Below are 22,031 nucleotides of genomic sequence, written 5' to 3'. Positions count from 1 at the left end.
GTCAGGGGACGGAATCGAGGAAGGAAATCAAAGGGCGGAAGAAGGCCGCGCCGCCGCAGGCTCGGCCAGCCGCGCGTACTCGGCCGCCGAGGGCCGCCAGACGATGTCGGCCACCTGTACCTGGCGCGGAATCAGGCCCAGCCGAAAAAATGCATCGGCCACGCGCTGCTGGTCCACCACGGTCTGCGCAGCCAGCAGGCCCACGGGGGAGCTGGGCCGGCGCGCAATGAAGCGGCTGACCACCGCCGCATCCAGGCCGCTGAAGCCGGCCACCAGGGCCACGGCCTCCTGGCGCGCGCTCTGGGCCAGGCGATCGGCGCGCGTGAGCTCGTCGAACAGCGCGCGCAGCACCTGCGGATGGCGCTCCACCAGTCCGCGAGAGGCCAGGTAGAACGAGGCGTTGCCCGACAGGCCTTCGCCATTGGCCAGCACGCGCGGGCGAATCGCCAGCTCGGTGGCCGCGTAGAACGGGTCCCAGATGGCCCAGGCGTCCACGCTCTTGCGTTCGAAGGCGGCGCGCGCATCGGCCGGGGCCAGGTACACGGGCTGGATCTCGTTCCAGGCCAGGCCCGCCTTGTCCAGCGCACGCACCAGCAGGTAATGGGCGCTGGAGCCTTTTTGCAGCGCCACGCGCCGGCCCTTGAGGTCGGCCAGGGCGCGCAGCGGCGAGTCCGATGGCACGAGAATCGCCGAGCTCTCGGGCTTGGGCGGCTCGGCGCCGACGTACAGCAGGTCGCGGCCCGCGGCCTGGGCAAAGACCGGGGGTGAATCGCCGGTCAGGCCGAAATCCAGGCTGCCGGCGGCCAGGGCCTCCAGCAGCTGGGGGCCGGCCGGAAACTCCAGCCAGCTGACCTTGGTGCCCGCAAAGCGCTTTTCCAGCACGCCCTGCTGCTTGAGGATGACCAGGTTGACGGCCGACTTCTGGTAGCCGATGCGCAACTGCTCGGGCCCGGCCACGGCGGCCGGCGTCTCGGCGCGTGCGTACTGGCCGGCCAGGCTCCAGCTGAAGGCGGTGGTGCCCAGCAGTTGCAGGGCCTGGCGGCGCACGCGGTCCAGGCGGGGCTTCTTGGAATTGGCATTCATGGTGCGGACTCCTTGCAGTGGGCTCAGGGGCGCGACGCGATCAGGTCCACCGGCGCGGCATGCAGCAGGTTGAGCTTGCGGGGGATGAGCTTGAGCTCGAAGAAGGTGTCGGCGATCTGCTGCTGCTCGGCCAGGATCTCGCGCGTCACGGACGAGGTGCCGAAGCGGGCACGGCTCAGGTACAGCTCGGTGATGGACTTGTCCAGGCCCAGGATGCTGGACAGCTCGGCGGCCGCCGCCGTCTGGTTCTTCGAGGCCCAGCGGTCAATCCCATCGACCTCTTCGATGGCAATGCGCAGCACATCGGCATTGCGCGTGGCGAAATCGCGCGAGGTGAAGTAATAGGCGCGGTTGTTGACCACGCCCGTGGCATCGGCCAGCAGGCGGGCGTCCAGCGTCTTTTGCGCGGCAGCCAGGAAGGGGTCCCAGATCAGCCAGGCATCGACGGAGCCTCGCTCGAAGGCGGCGCGCGCATCGGCCGGCGCCAGGAAGACGGACTGCACATCGCCGTACTTCAGGCCGTGCTTTTCCAGCAGCTTGACCAGGAAGTACTGCACGTTCGAGCCCTTGTTGTAGGCCACGCGCTTGCCCTTGAGGTCCTGCACGCTGCGGATGGGCGAATCCTTGGGCACGATCACCGCCTCCAGCCCGGGGCGCGGCACGGTGGCGCCCGCATAGACCAAAGGCGCGCCTGCGGCCTGCGCAAAGATGGGCGGGGCCTCGCCCACATCGCCGAAGTCGATGGAGCCCACGTTCAGCGCCTCCAGCTGCACGGGGCCGGCGTTGAACTCGATCCAGCGCACCGACACGCCCAGCGGCGCCAGCCGCTTTTCCAGCGTGCCCCGGCTCTTCAGGATGGACAGCCAGCCCTTTTGGTGGCCGACGCGTAGCACGCGGTCACCCGCCTTGTCCTGGGCCAGGGCCGGGCCGCCCACCGTGGCGACTGCTGCGGCAAGGCCCGCGCCCAGCAGTTGGCGTCGGCGCCAGTTGGCTGTGTGTCGGGGGAAAGAATCAAACGAGACCATGACGGACATCCTTGGAAGAGTGGTGCGTGGTGCGTGGCGCAGGCAAAGCGCTGCCCCTGCATGCGCGCGGCATGCAGCCAGAAAACAAAAAAGGGAAGGCGGAGCAAGGGGCGGCCGCCTGCAGGGCCAGGCCTGCAGGCGCACCGCACGAAGTCGTCAGGTGCTACATCGCCGGCTGGCGAAGGCCATGGTCTCGAAGCAAAGAAAAGAGCTGGATGCCACCACGCCTGCCACACCTGCCTTGCCTGCCACCCCTGCCTTGTGCATCCGCACGCCTGCCTGCGCCGTGCGGCGCGCGGCCTGCAAAGAGTGGCGGGAGGTCAGGAAGATGGACATGGCGGATCGTGGTAGTTGGCAGGGGTCTGGGAAAGCGGGTGAATTCAGTGGGTGGGCGCCGGCCGGGCCGGCGCGCCGCACTCACTTCTTGGTGTAGATCTGGTCGAAGCTGCCGCCGTCGGCAAAGTGGTCCTTGTCGGCCTTGGCCCAGCCGCCGAAGGCCTGGTCGATGGTGACCAGCTCCAGCTTAGGGAACTTGTCCGCAAACTCGGCCTTGACCTTGGCATCCGTGGGACGGTAGTAGTTGCGGCCGGCGATGCGCTGGCCTTCCTCGGAGTACAGGTACTTCAGGTACTCCTCGGCCACGGCGCGCGTGCCCTTCTTGTCCACGACCTTGTCGACCACGGCCACCGAAGGCTCGGCCAGGATGGACAGCGAAGGCACGACGATCTGGAACTTCTCGGGACCGAACTCCTTGAGTGCCAGGAAGGCCTCGTTCTCCCAGGCCAGCAGCACATCGCCCACGCCGCGCTGCACGAAGGTGATGGTGGCGCCGCGCGCGCCGGTGTCCAGCACGGGCACGTTCTTGAACAGCTTGCCGATGAAGTCCTTGGCCTGTGCGTCGCCGCCGTACTTGCGCTTGGCGAATTCCCAGGCGGCCAGGTAGTTCCAGCGCGCACCGCCGCTGGTCTTGGGGTTGGGCGTGATCACCTGCACGCCGGGCTTGACCAGATCGTCCCAGTCCTTGAGGTTCTTGGGATTGCCCTTCTTCACCAGGAAGACGATGGTGGAGCTGTAGGGCGCCGAGTTGTGCGGCAGGCGCTTTTGCCAGTCGGCCTTGAGCAGGTTGCCGTTCTTGACCAGGGCGTCGATGTCGCCGGCCAGCGCCAGCGTGGCCACGTCGGCGTCGATGCCGTCGATGATGGAACGCGCCTGCTTGCCCGAGCCGCCATGCGACTGCTTGACGCTCACGTCCTGGCCGCTCTTGGCCTTCCAGTGCTTGGCGAAGGCCTGGTTGTATTCCACGTACAGCTCGCGCGTCGGATCGTAGGAGACATTGAGCAGTTGCACCGACTGGGCCAACGCCGGCAGAGCCGACAGGGTCAAGCCCGCGATCAGGCCGGCGGCGACAGGAAACTTGATAAAGTGGCGGCGAATTTTCATTGGAGTGTCGGTAGAGAGTGGAGACGACGGTCTGGTGCCGTGGAAAGCATTCTCAAAGCCAACTCTTAAAACTCAAACCAATAAGATTTCAGTTTGTTATTCCCAAAACATCTGAATCTCCACAAGACAAGGACTCAATTCCCCATGGCACGTACCGTTCACTGCATCAAGCTTGGCGTTGACGCTGAAGGCCTGGACTTCCCGCCCTACCCCGGCGAGCTGGGCAAGCGCATTTTTGAAGGCGTGAGCAAGCAGGCCTGGGCCGACTGGCTCAAGCACCAGACGATGCTGGTCAACGAAAACCGCCTGAACCTGGCCGACGCCCGCGCCCGCCAGTACCTGGCCCGCCAGATGGAAAACCACTTCTTCGGCGGCGGCGCCGATGCGGCGGCCGGCTACGTGCCTCCTACGGCCTGAGCCGCTTCGCGCCCTTTCACCGCCCCCGTCGCACCGCGCCGGGGGCGGTTTCATTTGCGGTGCCGCAAACGGCCGCCGCCCAGAGACCGCCTACAATGCCCGCCTTCTTGCGCTGGGCGGCGCAGTGGCCGCACACCCTGCGGCGCGGGCCGGTCTTCACCCGAGGTTTTCCGTGCTTCCATCCGTCTCCCTGCTGGAATCGTTCCAGGCATCGCAGTTCACCGTCATGCTGGTGATCTACCTCGTGGCCATCACGGCCGAAGCCATGTCGGGCGCGCTGGCGGCGGGCCGGCGCAACATGGACATCTTCGGCGTGGCCGTGATCGCCTTCGTCACCGCGCTGGGCGGCGGCACCATCCGCGACATGGTGCTGGGCCACTACCCCATCGGCTGGACGCAGCACCCTGAATATGTCTACCTGGTCATCTCGGCCGGGCTGCTGACCATCGTCGTGGCGCGCCACATGCACCATCTCAAGCAGGTCTTTCTGCTGCTGGACGCCATGGGGCTGATCGCCTTCTCGCTGATCGGCTGCAACGTGGCGCTGGAGCTGGGCTACCCGCCCGTGGTGGTGGTGATGTCGGGCATGCTGACCGGCATCAGCGGCGGCATTCTGCGCGACGTGCTGTGCAACCAGGTGCCGGTCGTCTTCCGGCGCGAGCTGTACGCCAGCGTGTCCCTGACCGTGTGCCTGCTGTTCCTGGGACTGCGCACGCTGGAAGTGGGCTCCAACCTCAGCACCGTCGTCTGCTTTGCCGGCGGACTCACGCTGCGCCTGGCTGCCATCCGCTTCAAGTGGCGGCTGCCCGTGTTCTCCTACCAGCAGCGCTGGGAGGAGTAGTTCTGCCCCTTGCCCATGTCCGAACCCATTGACTGGCTGCCCGATGGCACGCCCTACAGCCCGCGCTTCGGCGACCGCTACCACAGCGAACTCGGCGGCCTGGACCAGGCCCGCCATGTCTTTCTGGGCGGCTGCGGCCTGCCGGCGGCCTGGGCCGATGCGCCGCAATGGCGCATCCTGGAGACCGGTTTCGGGTTCGGGCTGAATTTCCTCGTGGCCTGGGAAGCCTGGAAGGCCGATCCCCGGCGCCCGAGGCTGCTGCATTTCGTCTCGGCCGAGGCCTTTCCCGTCAGTGCCGACGCCATGCGCCAGGCCATGCCGCGCGAGCCAGGATTGCGCCTGCTGGCCGAGGAGCTGGCCACCCGGTTCCAGGGCCTGCTGCCCGGCGTGCACCGCCTCGCCTTCGAGCAGGGGCGCGTGCTGCTGACGCTGTACATCGGTGATGCCCAGGCCATGCTGCGGCGCCAGCAGCTGACGGCCGACAGCATCTACCTGGACGGCTTCACGCCGGAACTCAACCCCGACCTCTGGAGCGCCGACACCCTGCGCGCGCTGGCACGCCATTGCCGGCGCGGTACGCAGCTGTCCACCTGGTGCGTGGCGCGCACGGTGCGCGATGGCCTGGCCCAGCACGGCTTTCAGGTCCGCAAGGTGGATGGCGTGCGCCCCAAGCGCCACAACCTGCATGCCGTCTTTGACCCGGCCTGGCAACCGCGTGGGCCGCGCGGGCCGCGTGCACAGCCGCAGGAACCCATCACCCCACGGCGCTGCATGGTGCTGGGTGCAGGCATCGCCGGTGCGGCCGCCGCCGCCAGCCTGTCGCGCCGTGGCTGGCAGGTCACCGTGCTGGATGCTGCCGACGCGCCTGCAGCGGGCGCCTCGGCCCTGCCCGCGGGCCTGTTCTGCCCACATGTCTCGCCCGATGACAGCCTGCTGTCCCGCCTGAGCCGCGACGGCGCACGCCTGACCCTGGCGCAGCTGCAAATGCTCTCCGGCCAGGGCCTGCTGCAACCGGGCACGGACTGGTGCGATACCGGCGTGCTGGAGCACGGCGTGGAAGCCCCCCCGCGGCTGCCGCGCGACTGGCAATCCCCCGGCCCGGGCGACCACTGGAGTCGGCCCGCCAGCGCCGATCAACTCTCGGCGGCCGGCCTGCCCGCCGACGCCCCGGCCTGCTGGCATGTGCAGGCCGGCTGGGTGCGCCCGGCGCGGCTGGTGCAGGCGCAGCTGGCGCTGCCGGGCGTGCGCTGGCAGGGCCGTGCCTGCGTGGCGCGTCTTGCATGCACCGACACAGCAGGTGGCGCGCCCGTCTGGCAGGCCCTGGATGCACAGGGCAATCTGCTGGCCGAGGCTGAACTGGTCGTTCTCGCACTGGGCCCCGCAACCAATGCGCTGCTGGAGCACAGCCTGGGTGCGCAGGCCACCTGGCCGCTGCAGCCCATACGCGGCCAGGTCAGCTGGGATGTGCACACCCCAGCCAGCGCACAGGCCATGCCGCCCTTTCCCGTCAACGGCCATGGCAACCTGGTGCCTGCCATGCCGCTGCCCGGCGATGCAGCCGGGCCATGCTGGGTCATGGGATCGACCTTCGAGCGCGACCAGACCGCGCTGCCGCCAAGTCCCGAAGACCAGGCCGCAGCCCATGCAGCCAATGGCGCCAAGCTGGCGCAGCTGCTGCCACGTGCCTACCAGGGCCTGCAAGGCTTCTTCGACGCGCCACCGCGCGCCACCTGGGGCGCCGTGCGCGTGGCCTCGCCAGACCGGCTGCCCGTGGTCGGACCGGTGTCCGATCAGGCTCCTGGCCTGTGGGCGCTGACGGCCATGGGCTCGCGCGGGCTCACGCTGTCGCTGCTGTGCGGCGAGCTGCTGGCAGCACGCCTGCACGACGAACCGCTGCCCCTGGATGCCAGGCTGGCGGCTGCCCTGGCCAGCGAACGCCTGGGCCGCAGGCGCTGAGCCGTTGAACCGCCCGGCCGCTGAACGACCGGGCATTCACACAACGGCCTGAAAGAAAACCCGAGTCTTCCCGCAGACGGTTTTTTGTCACTCGTTATGTTTGCTAGTGCATATCGATAGAATCCGGAACCTGTTTTCAAAAGGAAACAACCAGCCGCTCCCCGCGTTCAACCACACAAGAACCTGAAACCGTGACCCGCCAGCCCTGCTCCTGCGCTCCCGCATCCTCACCCGCCCTCTGCTCACCCTCGTTCCGCCTTCGCTCCGCACTGACACAAGCCCTGCTGCTCGCAGGCCTGGCCGCCAGCACGCAGGCGCAAGCCCAGGTCGAGGCCCCATCGGGTGCACCTGCAGCACAGGCTTCGCAGACCTTCCAGTTGGGCACGGTCGATGTGCACGGTGCGCGTGATGAAGCAGAGGCCATATCCGGCGATGAACAGCGACTGGACGCCGCCGAGATGCGCCAGCGCAATGCCGACACCGTGGCCGACGCCGTGCGCCTGCTGCCGGGCGCCACGCTGTCACGCAACAATCGCAACGAGGAAATGATCTACCTGCGCGGCTTCGATCCGCGCCAGGTGCCGGTCTTCGTGGACGGCGTGCCGCTGTACGTGCCCTATGACGGCTATGTGGACTTCGGCCGCTTCACCACCTTCGACCTGTCCGAGATCCGCGTGGCCAAGGCCGGCGCATCGCTGATGTATGGCCCCAATACGCTGGGCGGCGCCATCAACCTGGTCACGCGCAAGCCGGTCAAATCCTTCGAGGGCGATGCGCGCATCGGCGCAGGCGCAGGCGGCGAACGCAAGGCCGCCGTGAACCTGGGCGGCAACCTGGGCACCTGGTACTACCAGCTTGGCGCCTCCTACCTGGACGCGGACAGTTTTCCGCTGCCCAAGGGCTTCAAGGACTTCAAGAAGCAGCCCACCGACACGGGCAACTACCGCGACAACGCCTACCGCACGGACAAGCGGCTGTCGTTCAAGCTGGGCCTCACGCCCAATGCCACGGACGAATACGCGCTGGGCTATGTGCGCCAGGAAGGCGAGAAGGGCAACCCCGTGTATACCGGCAGCGCCACGGGCAAGAACGTCATCCGCTACTGGCGCTGGCCCTACTGGGACAAAGACAGCGTGTACTTCCTGAGCACCACGCGCATCAATGCCGACAACCTGCTCAAGACGCGCATCTACCACGACACCTACCAAAACGGCCTGGACATGTACACGGACGCGAGCTACACGCGCCATGACCCCACCAGCAGCTACAAGGACGTGAGCCAGGGCGCCAGCGTCGAGTGGGCCAACTACAGCTTCAAGGGCCATGCGCTGCGCCTGGGCGCGCACTACAAGATCGACGAGCACACCGATGCTGCCTCGGCCAAGGACCCCAGCAAGCACTACCGCGACGTGACGCGCTCCCTGGTCGTCGAGGACACGATCTCCCTGGCCGAGCGCTGGAGCCTGAACCTGGCGCTCAGCCACGACCAGCGCGATGCGCGCGAGGTCTACCAGTGGCCCACGGGCTCCGCCAGCGCCACCAATGGCGTGGCCAAGCTCGGCTATGCGCTGGGCGGCGGCAGCGAGGCGTATTTCATCGCCTCGCACAAGACGCGCTTTCCTACCATCAAGGACCGCTACTCGGCACGCATGGGCACGGCCCTGGCCAACCCCGACCTGCAGCCCGAGACCGCCAACCACCTGGAGCTGGGCGTCAGCGGCTCGCCCTGGCAGGGCGGCCAGGGCCAGGCCGCGCTGTTCTACAGCCGCGTGCGCAACCAGATCCAGACCGTGGTCGTGGCCTCGGCCGAATGCGGCGGCACCACCTGCAACCAGGCGCAGAACGTGGGGCGCACGCGCAACATCGGCATGGAGCTGTCCCTGGCCCAGCAACTGTCCGCGCAATGGGGCGTGAACGCCGGCTACACCTACCTGAACCGCCGCAACACCAGCGACTCCAGCATCACGCTGACCAACACGCCGCGCCACCGCCTGCTGGCCGGTGTCCAGTGGCGTCCGCTGGCGCAGTGGGAATTCAATGCCGAGGTCGAGACCGAGAAGGGCCGCTACGTGCCGCTGTCGGGCAGCGGCCAGTTGCAGACGCTCAAGCTGCCCGGCTACGGCATTGCCAACCTGCGCGCACGCTACAAGCCGCGCAGCGACATCACCGTGGACTTTGGCGTGGCCAATATCGGCGACAAGTGGTACCAGTTCGATGACGGCCTGCCCATGCCGGGCCGCAGCTGGTATGTCAACCTGGGCTATCGCTTCTGAAGCCGGGTCGGAGACTGTGCCCGTGCCCGATTCCATGGAACCGATCTGCCACCCTCGCCGCCGCCTGCTGGGCGCCCTGCCCGCGCTGGCCGCCCTGAGCGGCTGCGCCGCCCAGCCGGCCGAACCTGCCAGCGTGAACGTGGCCGTGGTCGGCGGCCTGTCGCTGTGCGGTGTGTGGCCGCGCCTGGCCGACGCGGCGGGCCGCAGCCTGGGCCTGTCCGTGCGCACCGCCGTTGCCGCGCCCAAGGAGGGCGTGATCCCCGCCATGGCCCAGGGCCGCGCCCAGCTGCTGCTCATCCACGCCAGCGACGAAGCCATGTCGCTGGAGGCTGCCGGCCTGGCATCGGCCGCGCGGGTCTGGGGCTGGAACGAGCATGTGTTCGCCGGCCCAGCGCATGATCCGGCCGGGGTGCGTAGTGCGGCCGATGGGGTGCAGCCCATGCGCCGCATCGTTGCCAGCGGCTCGCCCTTCATCGCGCTGCGCGACCCCGGCAGCTATACCGTGGTCCAGCGGCTGTGGCGCCGCGCCGGCATACGGCCGGACGCCCGCTGGCTGCGCGCCGATACCGGGCCGCGCCCCCAGGCCGTGCTGCAGTTGGCGGCCGAGCTCCAGGCCTATGCCGTGGTCGGCCATATCCCGCTGCATTTCGGCAAGATGGGCGCGCCCGGCATCGAGCTGCTGCTGCACGGCGACCCGCTGATGCGCCGGCCCTATGTGCTGCTCACGCCCGGGCCGCGCCACCCGGCCAACGCTGGCCAGCGCCGCAGCGCGCAACGGCTGGCCGAGCATCTGCTGTCCGCACCGGGCCAGCAGGAACTGGCGCTGGCCAATGTGGCAGCCGGAGGTCCCTGGATCTTCGGGCGCGACAGCATGCCCCTGGTCAACGACACCGGCGGCGGCCAGGAGTAAAAACCTGCCTGGATCCCACAAGCACCGCATGCCATGAACTCACCTGCCACCCTGCCCCTGGCCGCCCTGGTCCATCCCGACGACGAACATGCAATGGAGCTGCTGCTCGAACGCGTGGCACGCCGCCTGCAAGGAGCGGGCTGGCGGGTGGGCGGGCTGGTGCATCGCCAGGACCGCTATGCCAACGGCAACAAGCGCATGCAGCTGTTCGACCTGCGCAGTGACCGCCAATTCGAGCTGTCCCAGGACCTGGGCTGTGCCTCGCGCGCCTGCAGCCTCAACCCCCAGGCCCTGGCCCAGGCCAGCGCCGTGCTGCGCCAGGCGCTGGACGATGGCGTGGATCTGGTGGTGATCAACCGCTTCGGCATCGTCGAGGCCTCGGGGCAAGGCTTTGCCGCCGAATTCGCGGCCTTTGTCGAGGCCGGCACGCCCGTGCTCACGGCCGTCGCAGCCCGCCATCTTGAAGACTGGCGCAGGTACACCGGCAGCCTGCATGCCGAGCTGGCAGCCGATGAGGTGCAGATAGAGCAATGGTGCCAGGCACAGCTTGAGCGCCGTGGCTGCGCCAGCCCCATCCCCTGATTTTCATGACCGATCTTCTGTTCACCCGCCGCCGCTGGCTGGGCCAGGCCATGGCGGCACTGGCCTCATCGGCTCTTGTTCCCGGCCATGCCCAGGCAACCACGATTGCCGCCCGCATGGGACAGATGCCGGACCCCGCCAGGCTGCGCCGCGTATTCGCGGCCGGACCGCCCGCAGGCGTGCTGGTGGCCACGCTGGCACCGCACAAGCTGCTGGGCTGGCCCCAGCAGCTGGACGATGTCTCGCGCGCCTATCTGGGGCCCACACTGCAGGCGCTGCCGCACCTGGGCCGCCTGTCCGGGCGCGGCAGCACCATGCCGCTGGAGTCGCTGCTGAAGCTGCAGCCCGACCTGGTGCTGGACGCCGGCACGGCCGATGCCACCTATATCTCGGCCACCGAGCGGCTGGCGCGCCAGACCGGCCTGCCCTGCGTGCTGATCCAGGGCTCGCTGGCCGACCACGCACGCCAGTTGCGCGAGGTCGGCGCCTTGCTGGGCGAGGCCGCACGCGGCGAAACCCTGGCCCGCCATGCCGATGCCGTGGCGGCGCTGGCGCAGCGTGCCACTCTGAACATGCGCCCTGCCGACCGGCCGCGCGTGTACTTCGCGCGCAGCGCCAATGGCCTGGAGACAGGGCTGGCGGGCTCCATCAATGTGGAAGCCGTCGAATATGCGGGCGGGCGCAATGTGGCCGCCGATGCAGGGCGCGGCGGACTGACGCGCGTGTCCATGGAGCAGATCCTGGCCTGGGACCCGCAGGTCATCGTCACGCAGGAACCCGGTCTTGCCGAGCGCATGCGCCAGGACCCGCTGTGGCGCGGCGTGGCCGCCGTGCGCTCGGGCCGCGTGCACTGCGCGCCGGTCTGGCCCTTCGGCTGGCTGGACGGGCCGCCCGGCGTCAACCGGCTGATCGGTGTGCGCTGGCTGCTGGAAAAACTCCACCCACAGGCGCCGGCCCTGCAGGGACTGCCGCCGTTGGAACGCGAGGTGCGCGACTTCTACCGCCTGTTCTACGGCGCCGACCTGTCGCCCGCAGCGCTGGGCAGGCTGATGGAGACTGCGCGTTGATGCCTGCCACAGGCGGCCGCATGGGGTGGGTGCTCGCGCTGGCCTTGCTGGCCGCCGTGCTGCTGTGGGCGCTGGCGGCAGGTCAGTTCTCCATCGCGCCGCAGCAGCTGTGGCAGTCGCTGCTGGCGCGCGCAATGGGCACTGCCTCGCCCTTGTCCGCCAGCGCCGAGACCGTGCTCTGGAACATCCGCCTGCCACGCATCGCCGCAGGCCTGGCCGTGGGCGCCACGCTGGCGGCGGCGGGTGCGGCCTACCAGGGCATGTTCCGCAACCCGCTGGTCTCGCCCGACATCCTGGGCGTCTCGGCCGGTGCCGGCCTGGGCGCGGTGCTGGGCATCTTCCTGGGCTGGACCATGGCGGCCGTGCAGGCCCTGGCCTTTGGCGGCGGGCTGGCCGCCGTGGCCGTGGTGGTGGCCATCAGCGCCAGCGTGCGCCGCCATGACCCGGTGCTGGTCCTGGTGCTGGCCGGCATTGCGCTGGGCGCGCTGCTGGGCGCGGGCATCGCCCTGGTCAAGACGCTGGCCGACCCCAATACGCAGCTGCCATCCATCACCTTCTGGCTCATGGGCGGCCTGAGCGCCGTGACCCTGCCCGAGCTGGGTGCCACGGCACCCGTGATGCTGTGCGCCCTGCTGCCCCTGATGCTGCTGCGCTGGCGCATCAACCTGCTGGGCCTGCCTGACGAGGAGGCGCTGGCCCTGGGCGTGCCCGTGGCACGCCTGCGCCTGCTGCTGGTGGCCTGTGCCACGCTGGGCACGGCGGCGGCCGTGTCGCTGGCCGGCATCGTCGGCTGGGTGGGGCTGGTGGTGCCGCATGTGGCGCGCCTGCTGGTCGGCCCCAATTTCGTGCGCCTGCTGCCGGCCTCGGCGCTGCTGGGCGCGGGCTTCGTGGTTGCGGCCGACACCCTGGCGCGCAGCGCGACGCGCATCGAGCTGCCGCTGGGCATTCTCACGGCCCTGGTCGGCGCGCCCTTCTTTCTCTACCTGCTGTCGCGCACGGGCCGCAATGACTGAAATGCCGACGGCGCCCGTGCTGCAGACGCTGGCCCTGGCTACGGGCCATGGGCGGCGGCGCGTCAGCCAGGGGCTGGACCTGGCCATTGCCGCAGGCGAGGTGCTGTGCCTGCTGGGCCCCAACGGCTGCGGCAAGACCACGTTGTTCCGCACCGTGCTGGGCCTGCTGGCGCCGCTGGCCGGAGAGGTGCGCGTGCAGGGCCAGCCCGTGCACAGCTGGCCGCGTGCCGAGTTTGCGCGGCGCGTGGGCTATGTGCCCCAGGCTCAAGCCGGCGTCTTCGGCTTCGAAGCGCTGGACATGGTGCTCATGGGCCGTGCCGCGCGCCTGCCTGCGCTGGCCCGGCCTTCAAGTGCCGACCGTGCCCTGGCGCTGGGCTGCCTGGAGCAGTTGGGCATCGCCCATCTGGCGCTGCGCCCCTATACCGAGCTGAGCGGCGGCGAGCGCCAGCTGGTGCTGATCGCACGCGCCCTGGCCCAGGAGCCCGCGCTGCTGGTCATGGACGAGCCCACGGCCAGCCTGGACTTCGGCAACCAGATCCGCGTGCTGGACCAGATTGCCGCGCTGCGTGCACGCGGCATGGCCGTGCTGCTGTCCACCCACCAGCCCGAGCATGCGCTGCAGGTGGCCGACCGCATCGCCCTACTGGGCCGCGGCGGCCTGCAGGCCTGCGGTGCGGCGGCGCAAGTGGCGACACCGGCCGCGCTGGCTGCGCTCTATGGGGTGAGCGAGGCGGCGGTGGCGGCGCGGCTGCCCGCAGACCTGGACAGGCGCAGCGTTGGCATCTAGTGCTTGGGAACGGGCAGCCTCCAGCCAGGCGGGGGCTGCAGCGGGCGGCCTGCGTCCTTGAGCATGCGCTCCAGCAGTTGCTGTTCGCTGTGGATGGAGGAATCGGACAACAGCCGGACAAACGGATCGCCACCCGCCTGCATGCTCAGTGGGTTGGACTCGTGCATCAGCCAGTCCAGCTGATGCCGCCGGGATTGCACTGCTGCGCGCTCGGCCGGGGTTCTGGCAAGCCAGCGCCGTATCGCCAGCCCAAAGGCCTCATCCAGCACGGTGGACGAGCGTTCCGTCATCAGGTGCGCCACATGCAGGCAGTCGGCATCTCGCGCCGGGGCATCGCCCCGCTTTTCGGGCTTGCAGGCATCGATCAAGGTCCGGTAGCCGGGCAGTTCAAAGGCCGCCCAGATGCCCATGGCCGTGATGGCAGCGCCTTCCTCGGGGCGGTAGGGCTGCCCACCTCCAAACGCCTGCAACTCCTCGGCCGTGGGCGGGTGTTTCAGCAGCACCGACTGCATCCAGCGCACGCCCTCATACATGTGCAGGTCCGCATAGCGGCTGTCGCGCGCGGCAGTCAGCAACTCCTGCGGCCCCAGCGCCTGCCACATCAGCGCAGTGAGATTGCTGGGTTCCAGCGCCAGCCAGCGGCGCGCAGCCTGCGACCGCAACTCGCCTTCACGTTCAGGCGCCCTGGCAGCCAGCAGTTGGTAGGCCAGCACGTCCTGCCCGGCCCGCTCCAAGGCGGCCTGGCGCCATTGCGGGGCTCGGCTGTCGGCATCCTCTTGCAGGAAGGGTGGGACCGACAGATTGATCAGGATGGCCGCAAAGGCCAGATCGCGCCCGCTGCCAGAACCGGCCAACTGCGCCGCCACGCGATGCAGATACGCATCCCAGGCTGATTCCCGTGCGGATTCGTCGGGTTCAGGCGTGTCAGCTGTGTGCGCTGCTGACAACGGGGACGGCGGCTGTGCCGGCTTCTGGACCTGCGCCTGAGCAGCGGTTGCCAATGCCAAGGCCAGCCCGATGGCAGCACAACGGTTTCGCATTCTGAAATCCTCCCTCTGGCCGGAAAGCATATCGACCGCCCATGCGTTTGACATGCCCAGCCCCACAAAGCCTGCTGCCATTCACTTATATCCATATCCACATACTTGCAGGACAAAACAATCGTTTGCTTCTATAAGGCCATTGCTTACATTTCCGTCCATGCAGGGTTCTGCGCGCGTTTCCCGCAAGTGCCTCGGTGCCACGCAATGAACCCCTGCACCGCCGCCACTGGCGGCAGTCGAAGACCCCACATCCGAAGCGCCATGTACCAATACACCGAATTCGACAAACAGTTCATCCGCCTGCGCGCCGAGCAGTTCCGTGACCAGCTCGAACGCTGGCAGGCCGGCAAGCTCTCGGAGGATGAGTTCAAGCCCCTGCGCCTGCAAAACGGCTGGTATGTGCAGCGCTACGCGCCCATGCTGCGCGTGGCCGTGCCTTACGGCGAACTGTCCAGCGCCCAGTTGCGCGTGCTGGCCCGCGTGGCCCGCGAGTACGACCAGCCCGACGCCGCCCTGCTGGCCGAGGCCCGCGCCACCCAGGACCGGCTGGGCGACATCCCGCTGCACGACGGCCGCCGCATCGGCTCCGACCTGAAGTTCGGCTACGGCCACTTCACCACGCGCACCAACGTCCAATACAACTGGATTCCGCTGTCCAAGGCCGCCGACGTGATGGACCTGCTGGCCAGCGTGAACCTGCACGGCATCCAGACCAGCGGCAACTGCATCCGCAACATCAACAGCGACGCGCTGGCGGGCATTGCCATCGACGAGATCGCCGACCCCCGCCCCTTCACCGAAATCCTGCGCCAGTGGAGCACGCTGCACCCCGAGTTCAGCTTCCTGCCGCGCAAGTTCAAGGTCTCCATCAGCGGCGCCGAGGAAGACCGCGCCGCGCTGGGCTGGTACGACGTGGGCCTGCAGTTGCTCAAGAACGAGGCTGGCGAGCTGGGCTTCAAGGTGCGCGTGGGCGGCGGCATGGGCCGCACGCCCACCATCAGCCCGGTGCTGCGCGAGTTCCTGCCCTGGAACCAGCTGATGAACTACCTGGAAGCCGTGATCCGCGTCTACAACCGCTACGGCCGCCGCGACAACGCCTGGAAGGCGCGCATCAAGATCCTCGTGAAGTCCGAAGGACAGAATTTCATCGACCAGGTCGATGAGGAATTCCGCCAGATCGTCGAGGTCGAGGGTGGTCCCCACACCATCACGCAAGCCGAGTACGACCGGGTGGCCGCCAATTTCCGCGAGCCCGAGCTGGACCTGTCGCCCGCCAATGCCGAGGCCGAGACCCTGGCCCTGCTGCGCACGGCCGCCGAGGAAGACAAGGACTTCGGCCGCTGGCTGATCAGCAACGTGCGCCCGCACCGCCACCCGCAACTGCGCGCCGTGCTGCTGTCGTTCAAGCGCCTGGGCTACGCGCCCGGCGACGCCACGGCCGACCAGATGGATGCCGCCGCCGCGCTGGCCGACCAGTTCTCGGCCGGCGAGATGCGCGTCACCCATGAGCAGAACCTGCTGCTGCCCTGGGTGCGCCGCGACCAGCTGCCCCAGCTGTACAAGGCGGCCAAGGCCCTGGGCCTGGCCAAGCCCAACATCGGCCTGCTGACCGACATGATCGCCTGCCCCGGCGGCGACTTCTGCTCGCTGGCCAATGCACGCTCCCTGCCCATTGCCGAGGCCATCACCGAGCGCTACCAGGACCTGGACGAGCTGTGGGACCTGGGCGAGATCGACCTGCACATCAGCGGCTGCATCAACAGCTGCGGCCACCACCACAGCGGCCACATCGGCATCCTGGGCGTGGACAAGGACGGCAAGGAGTGGTACCAGATCACGCTGGGCGGCGCCGACGGCTCCCACCTGTCCGGCCCGGCCACGCCCGGCAAGATCATCGGCCCCTCGTTCAGCGCCGCCGAAGTGCCCGGCGTGATCGAAGCCCTGCTGGCCACCTACCGCGAGCAGCGCCAAAGCGAAGGCGGCCGTTTCGAGACCTTCATCGCCACCGTGCGCCGCGTGGGCATCGACCCGTTCAAGGCCGCCGGCAATGCCGCCCGCCACCCCGCCAAGCACACCGAGGAAGCGGCCGCCTAACCCCAGGTGAGAGCCGCAGGAGATCCCCATGAAAATCATCGCCGCCCAAGAGCACCAAAGCCCGGCCGAAGGCCAGCAGACCATCATCGCCCCGGCCAATGACGCCGATCCCTTCACGCTGGATCTGACCGGCGTGCAGCGCATCGACCTCAACTTTCCCAAGTTCACCGATGGCCGCGCCTTCAGCCAGGCCCGCCTGCTGCGCAAGCGCCTGGGCTTCCAGGGCGAGATCCGCGCCACGGGCGACGTGCTGATCGACCAGCTGGTGCAGATGCAGCGCTGCGGCTTCGACGTGGCCGTGCTGCGCGAAGGCGTGGACATCGCCGACGCCCAGCGCCAGCTCGACCGCTTCCACGGCTTCTACCAGGGTGATGCCGTGCATCCCGAGCCCCACTTCGTCAAGGCGGCCTGACATGGGTGCGCAAAGCTTTCTGTCGCGACAGGCATCGGCCAAGGCCACCGAGGTCAACGGCCGTGCCAGCAGCGGCTTTGCCGACAAGCTGGCCGCCACCGAGGCCTTGCTGCGCGAGGCTGCGGCGCTGGGCGCCGAGGCCGTGACGCAGGCCTCCAGCCTGGGCGCCGAGGATGTGGTGATCACCGACATCATCCACCGCCTGGGCCTGGACATCCCCGTCTTCGTGCTGGACACCGGCGCGCTGCACACCGAGACCCTGGCCCTGCTGGAGCGCACCCAGTCGCTGCCCGGCCTGAGCGTCAAGGTCTACCGGCCGCAGCTCGAATCGGTGATCCACTTCATCCGCGACAACGGCCAGGACGCCATGTACCGCAGCATCGAGCTGCGCAAGGCCTGCTGCGGCGTGCGCAAGATGGAGCCGCTGGCGCGTGCGCTGGCCGGCAAGAGCGCCTGGATCACGGGCCTGCGCCGCGAGCAGTCCAATGCCCGCGCCGACGTGCCCGCCGTGGACCGCAGCGAGGTCGAGACCAAGGGCCTGACCAAGTTCAACCCGCTGACCGACTGGACCCAGGGCGATGTCTGGCACTACATCGCCAGCCACGGCGTGGACTACAACCCCCTGCACGACCAGTTCTATCCCAGCATCGGCTGCGCACCCTGCACGCGCGCCGTCAGCCTTGGCGAGGACTTCCGCGCCGGCCGCTGGTGGTGGGAGGATGAAGCGGCCAAGGAATGCGGCCTGCATGCCAAGAAGTGAAGCCTGCAGGGTTTGACACCGATCTGATTGGAAACCAAGAAATGAATGCCCGTGTGGACACCTCCGTGCTGAGCCATCTCAGCAACCGCCACCTCGACGCCCTTGAAGAGGAAACCATCTTCGTGCTGCGCGAAGTGGCCGCCGCCTTCGAGCGCCCCACCCTGCTGTTTTCGGGCGGCAAGGACTCGCTGGTCATGCTGCGCTGCGCCGAAAAGGCCTTCGGCAAGGGCCGCATCCCCTATCCGCTGCTGATGATCGACACTGGCCACAACTTCCCGGAAGTGACCGATTTCCGCGACCTGCGCGCCAAGGAGCTCGGCGCCGAACTCATCGTGCGCAGCGTCGAGGACTCCATGGCACGCGGCACAGTGCGCCTGGCCCATCCGGGCGAAAGCCGCAACGTCCACCAGTCGGTAACACTGCTGGAGGCCATCGATGAATTCCGCTTCGACGCCCTGATCGGCGGAGCCCGCCGCGACGAGGAAAAGGCCCGCGCCAAGGAACGCATCTTCAGCCACCGCGACAGCTTCGGCCAATGGCAGCCCAAGGCCCAGCGCCCCGAGCTGTGGACGCTGTTCAACACGCGTCTGGCCCCCGGCGAGCACTTCCGCGTGTTCCCCATCAGCAACTGGACTGAACTCGATGTCTGGCAATACATCGAGCGCGAGCAGATCGCCCTGCCCAGCATCTACTACACGCACAAGCGCGAAGTGGTGGAGCGCCGCGGCCTGCTGGTGCCCGTGACCGAACTCACGCCCCCGCGCGACGGCGAGGAAGTCGTGGTGCGCGACGTGCGCTTTCGCACCGTGGGCGACATCACCTGCACCTGCCCCGTGGAAAGCGAAGCCGCCACGGCAGCCGACATCGTGCTCGAAACCCTGGCCGCCGAAGTCAGCGAACGCGGCGCCACGCGCATGGACGACAAGACCAGCGACGCCTCCATGGAAAAGCGCAAGAAGGACGGATATTTCTGATGACCACCGCAAGCATTGCCGCCGACGCAGCCGTCGCGGATTCCACGGCCACCCAGGCCAGCCAGGCCACACAGCAGACCGCCGCCAACGCCTCGGCCTTGCGCTTCATCACCTGCGGCTCCGTCGATGACGGCAAGAGCACGCTGATCGGCCGCCTGCTGGTGGACACGCGCGCCGTGCTGCAGGACCAGCTGGCCGGCGTCACCAAGAGCGGCGAGACCGACCTGGCGCTGCTGACCGACGGCCTGTCGGCCGAGCGCGAGCAGGGCATCACCATCGACGTGGCCTACCGCTACTTCGCCACCGAAAGCCGCAAGTTCATCATCGGCGACGCGCCGGGCCATGAGCAGTACACGCGCAACATGGTCACCGCCGCCAGCAGCGCCGACGCCGCCGTGGTGCTGGTCGATGCCACCAAGCTCGACTGGAAGAACCCGCAGCTCACCCTGCTGCCGCAGACACGCCGCCACAGCCTGCTGGCCCACCTGCTGCGCGTGCACTCGCTGGTGTTTGCCGTCAACAAGCTCGACGCCGTCGAAGACCCGCAACAGGCCTTCGTCCACATCCGCGGCGCGCTGGAGCGCTTCACGGCCGAGGCCGGCATTGCCTCCGCAGCCACCGTGCCCGTCTCGGCCCTCAAGGGCTTCAATGTGGTCAACGCCGAGCCCGGCTGGGCCGGCTACGACGGCCCCAGCCTGCTGCAACTGCTGGAGCAGTTGCCCAACACGCCGACCGACACCGGCCTGGCGCTGGCCTTTCCCGTGCAATGGGTGGAGAAATTCTCGTCCTCGGCCGATACCAGCCAGGGCCGCCGCGTGTTCTGGGGCCGCGTGGCCGCAGGCCGCGCACGCGTGGGCGACGCGGTGCAGATCCTGCCCAGCGGCCAGCAGGCCGTGATTGCCCAGGTGCTGGACCATGCCCGCGTTCCCGGCTCCATCGACGCAGGCCTGTCGGCCGGCATCACGCTGGACCGCGAGGTCGACGTCTCGCGCGGCGACTGGCTCGTCGCAGCCCCTGCGGCTGCAGCGGCCGCTGCCGATGACGACTTCGACGCCCCGCAAGCGCAGCCCGCATGGCCCAGCAAGCGCGAGCTGACCGCCACCGTGGCCTGGATGGACGAGCAGCCGCTGGTCCCCGGCCGCACCTACCTGGCGCTGCATGGTCACCGCTGGATCAAGGCCAAGGCCCGCCGCGTGGTGCACCGCCTGAACATCCACACGCTGGCCCAGGAAGAGGCCACCCAGCTGGAGCCCAACGCCATCGGCCGCGTGGAGCTGCTGCTGCAGGAAAGCATTCCCGCAGCGCCCTTCGCCCAGGCCCGCCAGCTGGGTGCGCTGATCCTTGTGGACACGGCCAGCCACGCTACCGCAGGCGCTGCACTGCTGGATTGAGCAACTGGACAGTCCCGCTTCGCGAGCCGGCACATGCCGGCTCGTGGGCTTTCGGAAAACCGCAGCAGTCCGCGCCAGAATCCTTGCCATGTGCGGGACTGGCTCCTGAAAAATTTTAGAATCCCGGGTTGATACCGACATTCACACTGCCATAAAAGACTCCCATGACTCACGTCGTCACCGAAAACTGCATCAAGTGCAAATACACAGATTGTGTGGATGTCTGCCCCGTGGACTGCTTCCGCGAAGGCCCCAACTTCCTCGTGATCGATCCTGACGAGTGCATCGACTGCGCCGTGTGCATTCCCGAATGCCCGGCCAATGCCATCTTTGCCGAGGAAGACGTCCCCGCCGACCAACTGGCCTTCATCAAGCTCAATGCCGAGCTGTCGCTGGAAAAGGGCTGGAAGAGCATCACCAAGCGCAAGGCCTCGCTGCCCGACGCCGACGACTGGAACGGCAAGCCCGGCAAGATCGACCAGCTCGAACGCTGAAGCCGCGCAGCCCATGCAAGACACCTCCGGCACGCAACCGATCCAGACCGATGCCCTCGTCATAGGCGCGGGCCCGGCGGGCCTGTTCCAGGTGTTCCAGCTGGGCCTGCAAGGCATTCGCTGCCATGTCGTCGATGCCCTGCCCCATGTGGGCGGGCAGTGCGCGCAGCTGTACGGCGACAAGCCCATCTACGACATTCCCGGCATTCCGGTATGCACAGGCCATGAACTGGTCCAGCTGCTGCAGCGGCAGGTCGCGCCCATGGACGCGCAGCTGCACCTTTCCCAGCAGGTCTCCCAGCTGCAGCGCATGGACGATGGCCGCTGGCTGGCGCAGACCACGCACGGCCTTGAACTACATGCGCGCAGCGTCTTCATTGCAGCTGGCGTGGGCGCCTTTGTGCCCAAGGCGCTGAAGGTGCCCGGCGTGGAGCTGCTGGCTGCAGGCCAGCTTCACTACCATCCTGCCGATCTGGAAATGGTGCGCGGCCGGACCGCCATCGTCCACGGTGGCGACGAAGAGGCCGTGGCCGCGGCCATTGCCTGCGCCGACAAGGCCCAGGCCACCTACCTGCTCTACCGCCGCGACGCCTTCCAGGCTTCGGCCGCACTGCTGGAGCGCCTGCAGGAGCTGCGCGACAGCGGCGCCATCCGCGTGGTGATCGGCCAGATCACGCAACTGCATGCCGATGCAGGCCAACTGCGCGCCGTCCAATGGATGGATGGCGAAGGCCAGGAGCACGAACTGGCGGCGCAGCAACTGGTCGTCTGCCTGGGTATCTCCCCCCGCCTGGGCCCGGTCGCCGAATGGGGCCTGGCCATGGAACGCAAGCAGCTGCTGGTGAACCCTGCAACCCAGGCCACCGATGCGCCAGGCATCTATGCGATTGGCGACATCGTCAGCTACCCGGGCAAGCACAAGCTGATCCTGTGCGGCTTCCATGAAGCCACCATGGCGGCCTTTGCCGCCGCCGAGTATCTGCAGGGCGAAAAACCGCTGCTGCAGTACACGACGACCAGCGCACGTCTGCACGCCATCCTCGGCGTTTCCCACCCGCAGGCATGATTGCTCGTGGCCGCACCCCGGCGGCCCTACAGTTTGGCGCGGCAGTGTCGATAGTGTTGGCAGCGTCCACTCATGCACATCAAGCCTATGGTTGCCACACTCGAAGCCCCTCCCAGCACCGCGATCGCGCCACCGGCCGATCCGCGCAGCTTCACCTTCCAGATGCCGCTGTTTCGCCCCGGCACGCATGTCACGCAAAACGGCAAGGCCGAGAAGGTCAGCCACGTGATACTGCGTCGCCGCGAACTGATGGTCTACCTGGTCGGCCATGAAGACCCCGTCAGGCCTGAACGGCTGAGCATCACGCCTTCGATGTTCACCACACAGCGGCGCCCTGAAGCCCTGAGCTGGATCCTTTGAAAGAAACCGGGCCTGGGCCCGGTTTCATCGATCATCCATCCAG

The 22,031-nt window shown here is 68.3% G+C and carries 22 protein-coding genes; 17 read left to right on the top strand and 5 right to left on the bottom strand.

Going from position 1 to position 22,031, the window contains the following annotated elements; translation table 11 throughout:
• Positions 1-27: 27 nt before the first annotated feature.
• The 4 genes from ACUTR7_RS25140 to ACUTR7_RS25125 form a co-directional block, all read right to left on the bottom strand.
• Entirely contained in the window at positions 28-1,083 is a 1,056-nt protein-coding gene (locus ACUTR7_RS25140; protein ID WP_034395332.1) for an aliphatic sulfonate ABC transporter substrate-binding protein, read from the bottom strand.
• Between the two features lie 23 nt (positions 1,084-1,106).
• Positions 1,107-2,108 (bottom strand): sulfonate ABC transporter substrate-binding protein, encoded by a 1,002-nt coding sequence (locus ACUTR7_RS25135; protein ID WP_016448337.1) that lies wholly within the window; start codon positions 2,106-2,108, stop codon positions 1,107-1,109.
• Positions 2,109-2,264: 156 nt separating this feature from the next.
• Positions 2,265-2,444, bottom strand: coding sequence for a hypothetical protein (locus ACUTR7_RS25130; RefSeq protein WP_445610088.1), 180 nt, complete (start codon positions 2,442-2,444; stop codon positions 2,265-2,267).
• Positions 2,445-2,525: 81 nt separating this feature from the next.
• Complete coding sequence (locus tag ACUTR7_RS25125; protein ID WP_013801660.1) at positions 2,526-3,548, bottom strand: sulfate ABC transporter substrate-binding protein; 1,023 nt, start codon at positions 3,546-3,548, stop codon at positions 2,526-2,528.
• A 144-nt stretch (positions 3,549-3,692) separates the two neighbouring features.
• Between ACUTR7_RS25125 and ACUTR7_RS25120 the strand changes: the two genes are divergently transcribed.
• The 9 genes from ACUTR7_RS25120 to ACUTR7_RS25080 all read left to right on the top strand — a co-directional run bounded on the left by ACUTR7_RS25120 (position 3,693) and on the right by ACUTR7_RS25080 (position 13,394).
• Positions 3,693-3,965 (top strand): oxidative damage protection protein, encoded by a 273-nt coding sequence (locus ACUTR7_RS25120; RefSeq protein WP_012206441.1) that lies wholly within the window; start codon positions 3,693-3,695, stop codon positions 3,963-3,965.
• 172 nt (positions 3,966-4,137) lie between these two features.
• Positions 4,138-4,806 (top strand): trimeric intracellular cation channel family protein, encoded by a 669-nt coding sequence (locus ACUTR7_RS25115; RefSeq protein ID WP_063325758.1) that lies wholly within the window; start codon positions 4,138-4,140, stop codon positions 4,804-4,806.
• Between the two features lie 15 nt (positions 4,807-4,821).
• Entirely contained in the window at positions 4,822-6,762 is a 1,941-nt protein-coding gene (mnmC, locus tag ACUTR7_RS25110) for an FAD-dependent 5-carboxymethylaminomethyl-2-thiouridine(34) oxidoreductase MnmC (RefSeq protein ID WP_445610087.1), read from the top strand.
• Between the two features lie 191 nt (positions 6,763-6,953).
• Positions 6,954-9,035 (top strand): TonB-dependent receptor plug domain-containing protein, encoded by a 2,082-nt coding sequence (locus ACUTR7_RS25105; protein ID WP_445610086.1) that lies wholly within the window; start codon positions 6,954-6,956, stop codon positions 9,033-9,035.
• A 22-nt stretch (positions 9,036-9,057) separates the two neighbouring features.
• On the top strand, positions 9,058-9,945 hold the full coding sequence (locus tag ACUTR7_RS25100; protein WP_445610085.1) for a tungsten ABC transporter permease: 888 nt from the start codon (positions 9,058-9,060) through the stop codon (positions 9,943-9,945).
• Positions 9,946-9,978: 33 nt separating this feature from the next.
• Positions 9,979-10,527, top strand: a complete 549-nt coding sequence (locus tag ACUTR7_RS25095; protein ID WP_034395316.1) for a DUF2478 domain-containing protein — start codon at positions 9,979-9,981, stop codon at positions 10,525-10,527.
• A gap of 5 nt (positions 10,528-10,532) precedes the next feature.
• Positions 10,533-11,594 (top strand): iron ABC transporter substrate-binding protein, encoded by a 1,062-nt coding sequence (locus ACUTR7_RS25090; RefSeq protein ID WP_313236161.1) that lies wholly within the window; start codon positions 10,533-10,535, stop codon positions 11,592-11,594.
• Positions 11,594-12,607, top strand: coding sequence for a FecCD family ABC transporter permease (locus ACUTR7_RS25085; RefSeq protein WP_445610084.1), 1,014 nt, complete (start codon positions 11,594-11,596; stop codon positions 12,605-12,607). Before ACUTR7_RS25090 ends, ACUTR7_RS25085 begins: the two co-directional genes overlap by 1 nt.
• A gap of 1 nt (position 12,608) precedes the next feature.
• Positions 12,609-13,394, top strand: coding sequence for an ABC transporter ATP-binding protein (locus tag ACUTR7_RS25080; RefSeq protein ID WP_198820246.1), 786 nt, complete (start codon positions 12,609-12,611; stop codon positions 13,392-13,394).
• Here the strand turns inward: ACUTR7_RS25080 and ACUTR7_RS25075 are convergent.
• The gene (locus ACUTR7_RS25075) at positions 13,391-14,248 is read right to left on the bottom strand and encodes a hypothetical protein (protein WP_445610083.1); all 858 of its coding nucleotides are present in this window, start codon (positions 14,246-14,248) and stop codon (positions 13,391-13,393) included. The genes ACUTR7_RS25080 and ACUTR7_RS25075 overlap by 4 nt on opposite strands.
• Before the next feature lie 450 nt (positions 14,249-14,698).
• Here ACUTR7_RS25075 and ACUTR7_RS25070 point away from each other — a divergent pair, with 450 nt between their 5' ends.
• The 8 genes from ACUTR7_RS25070 to ACUTR7_RS25035 all read left to right on the top strand — a co-directional run bounded on the left by ACUTR7_RS25070 (position 14,699) and on the right by ACUTR7_RS25035 (position 21,988).
• Positions 14,699-16,531 carry a nitrite/sulfite reductase gene (locus tag ACUTR7_RS25070; protein WP_013801649.1) on the top strand — a complete coding sequence of 611 codons (1,833 nt, stop codon included), beginning with the start codon at positions 14,699-14,701 and terminating at the stop codon, positions 16,529-16,531.
• A 28-nt stretch (positions 16,532-16,559) separates the two neighbouring features.
• Positions 16,560-16,943, top strand: a complete 384-nt coding sequence (locus ACUTR7_RS25065; protein WP_012206452.1) for a DUF934 domain-containing protein — start codon at positions 16,560-16,562, stop codon at positions 16,941-16,943.
• Between the two features lies 1 nt (position 16,944).
• Entirely contained in the window at positions 16,945-17,703 is a 759-nt protein-coding gene (locus ACUTR7_RS25060) for a phosphoadenylyl-sulfate reductase (protein ID WP_013801647.1), read from the top strand.
• Between the two features lie 41 nt (positions 17,704-17,744).
• Entirely contained in the window at positions 17,745-18,677 is a 933-nt protein-coding gene (cysD, locus tag ACUTR7_RS25055; RefSeq protein WP_013801646.1) for a sulfate adenylyltransferase subunit CysD, read from the top strand.
• The gene (locus ACUTR7_RS25050; RefSeq protein WP_012206455.1) at positions 18,677-20,068 is read left to right on the top strand and encodes a sulfate adenylyltransferase subunit 1; all 1,392 of its coding nucleotides are present in this window, start codon (positions 18,677-18,679) and stop codon (positions 20,066-20,068) included. Before cysD ends, ACUTR7_RS25050 begins: the two co-directional genes overlap by 1 nt.
• Positions 20,069-20,232: 164 nt before the next feature.
• A complete protein-coding gene (gene fdxA / locus ACUTR7_RS25045; RefSeq protein WP_013801644.1) occupies positions 20,233-20,562 on the top strand; it encodes a ferredoxin FdxA in 330 nt (109 codons plus the stop codon).
• Positions 20,563-20,575: 13 nt separating this feature from the next.
• On the top strand, positions 20,576-21,628 hold the full coding sequence (locus ACUTR7_RS25040; RefSeq protein ID WP_445610082.1) for an NAD(P)/FAD-dependent oxidoreductase: 1,053 nt from the start codon (positions 20,576-20,578) through the stop codon (positions 21,626-21,628).
• 87 nt (positions 21,629-21,715) lie between these two features.
• Positions 21,716-21,988 carry a hypothetical protein gene (locus tag ACUTR7_RS25035; protein WP_224986237.1) on the top strand — a complete coding sequence of 91 codons (273 nt, stop codon included), beginning with the start codon at positions 21,716-21,718 and terminating at the stop codon, positions 21,986-21,988.
• Positions 21,989-22,031 lie beyond the last annotated feature (43 nt).

The sequence above is a fragment of the Delftia sp. NA_296.1 genome (genome assembly GCF_052692095.1).
Note: the sequence above shows the minus strand (reverse complement) of the source record. Positions and strands in the feature narration are given on the sequence as shown.

What these genes read in the sequence shown, in the direction of transcription:
- ACUTR7_RS25140 (WP_034395332.1), bottom strand. Translation starts at nt 1,083, where the DNA reads ATGAATGCCAATTCCAAGAAGCCCCGCCTGGACCGCGTGCGCCGCCAG.
- ACUTR7_RS25135 (WP_016448337.1), bottom strand. Translation starts at nt 2,108, where the DNA reads ATGGTCTCGTTTGATTCTTTCCCCCGACACACAGCCAACTGGCGCCGA.
- ACUTR7_RS25130 (WP_445610088.1), bottom strand. Translation starts at nt 2,444, where the DNA reads ATGTCCATCTTCCTGACCTCCCGCCACTCTTTGCAGGCCGCGCGCCGC.
- ACUTR7_RS25125 (WP_013801660.1), bottom strand. Translation starts at nt 3,548, where the DNA reads ATGAAAATTCGCCGCCACTTTATCAAGTTTCCTGTCGCCGCCGGCCTG.
- ACUTR7_RS25120 (WP_012206441.1), top strand. Translation starts at nt 3,693, where the DNA reads ATGGCACGTACCGTTCACTGCATCAAGCTTGGCGTTGACGCTGAAGGC.
- mnmC (WP_445610087.1), top strand. Translation starts at nt 4,822, where the DNA reads ATGTCCGAACCCATTGACTGGCTGCCCGATGGCACGCCCTACAGCCCG.
- ACUTR7_RS25095 (WP_034395316.1), top strand. Translation starts at nt 9,979, where the DNA reads ATGAACTCACCTGCCACCCTGCCCCTGGCCGCCCTGGTCCATCCCGAC.
- ACUTR7_RS25090 (WP_313236161.1), top strand. Translation starts at nt 10,533, where the DNA reads ATGACCGATCTTCTGTTCACCCGCCGCCGCTGGCTGGGCCAGGCCATG.
- ACUTR7_RS25085 (WP_445610084.1), top strand. Translation starts at nt 11,594, where the DNA reads ATGCCTGCCACAGGCGGCCGCATGGGGTGGGTGCTCGCGCTGGCCTTG.
- ACUTR7_RS25080 (WP_198820246.1), top strand. Translation starts at nt 12,609, where the DNA reads ATGCCGACGGCGCCCGTGCTGCAGACGCTGGCCCTGGCTACGGGCCAT.
- ACUTR7_RS25070 (WP_013801649.1), top strand. Translation starts at nt 14,699, where the DNA reads ATGTACCAATACACCGAATTCGACAAACAGTTCATCCGCCTGCGCGCC.
- ACUTR7_RS25065 (WP_012206452.1), top strand. Translation starts at nt 16,560, where the DNA reads ATGAAAATCATCGCCGCCCAAGAGCACCAAAGCCCGGCCGAAGGCCAG.
- ACUTR7_RS25060 (WP_013801647.1), top strand. Translation starts at nt 16,945, where the DNA reads ATGGGTGCGCAAAGCTTTCTGTCGCGACAGGCATCGGCCAAGGCCACC.
- cysD (WP_013801646.1), top strand. Translation starts at nt 17,745, where the DNA reads ATGAATGCCCGTGTGGACACCTCCGTGCTGAGCCATCTCAGCAACCGC.
- ACUTR7_RS25050 (WP_012206455.1), top strand. Translation starts at nt 18,677, where the DNA reads ATGACCACCGCAAGCATTGCCGCCGACGCAGCCGTCGCGGATTCCACG.
- fdxA (WP_013801644.1), top strand. Translation starts at nt 20,233, where the DNA reads ATGACTCACGTCGTCACCGAAAACTGCATCAAGTGCAAATACACAGAT.
- ACUTR7_RS25040 (WP_445610082.1), top strand. Translation starts at nt 20,576, where the DNA reads ATGCAAGACACCTCCGGCACGCAACCGATCCAGACCGATGCCCTCGTC.
- ACUTR7_RS25035 (WP_224986237.1), top strand. Translation starts at nt 21,716, where the DNA reads ATGGTTGCCACACTCGAAGCCCCTCCCAGCACCGCGATCGCGCCACCG.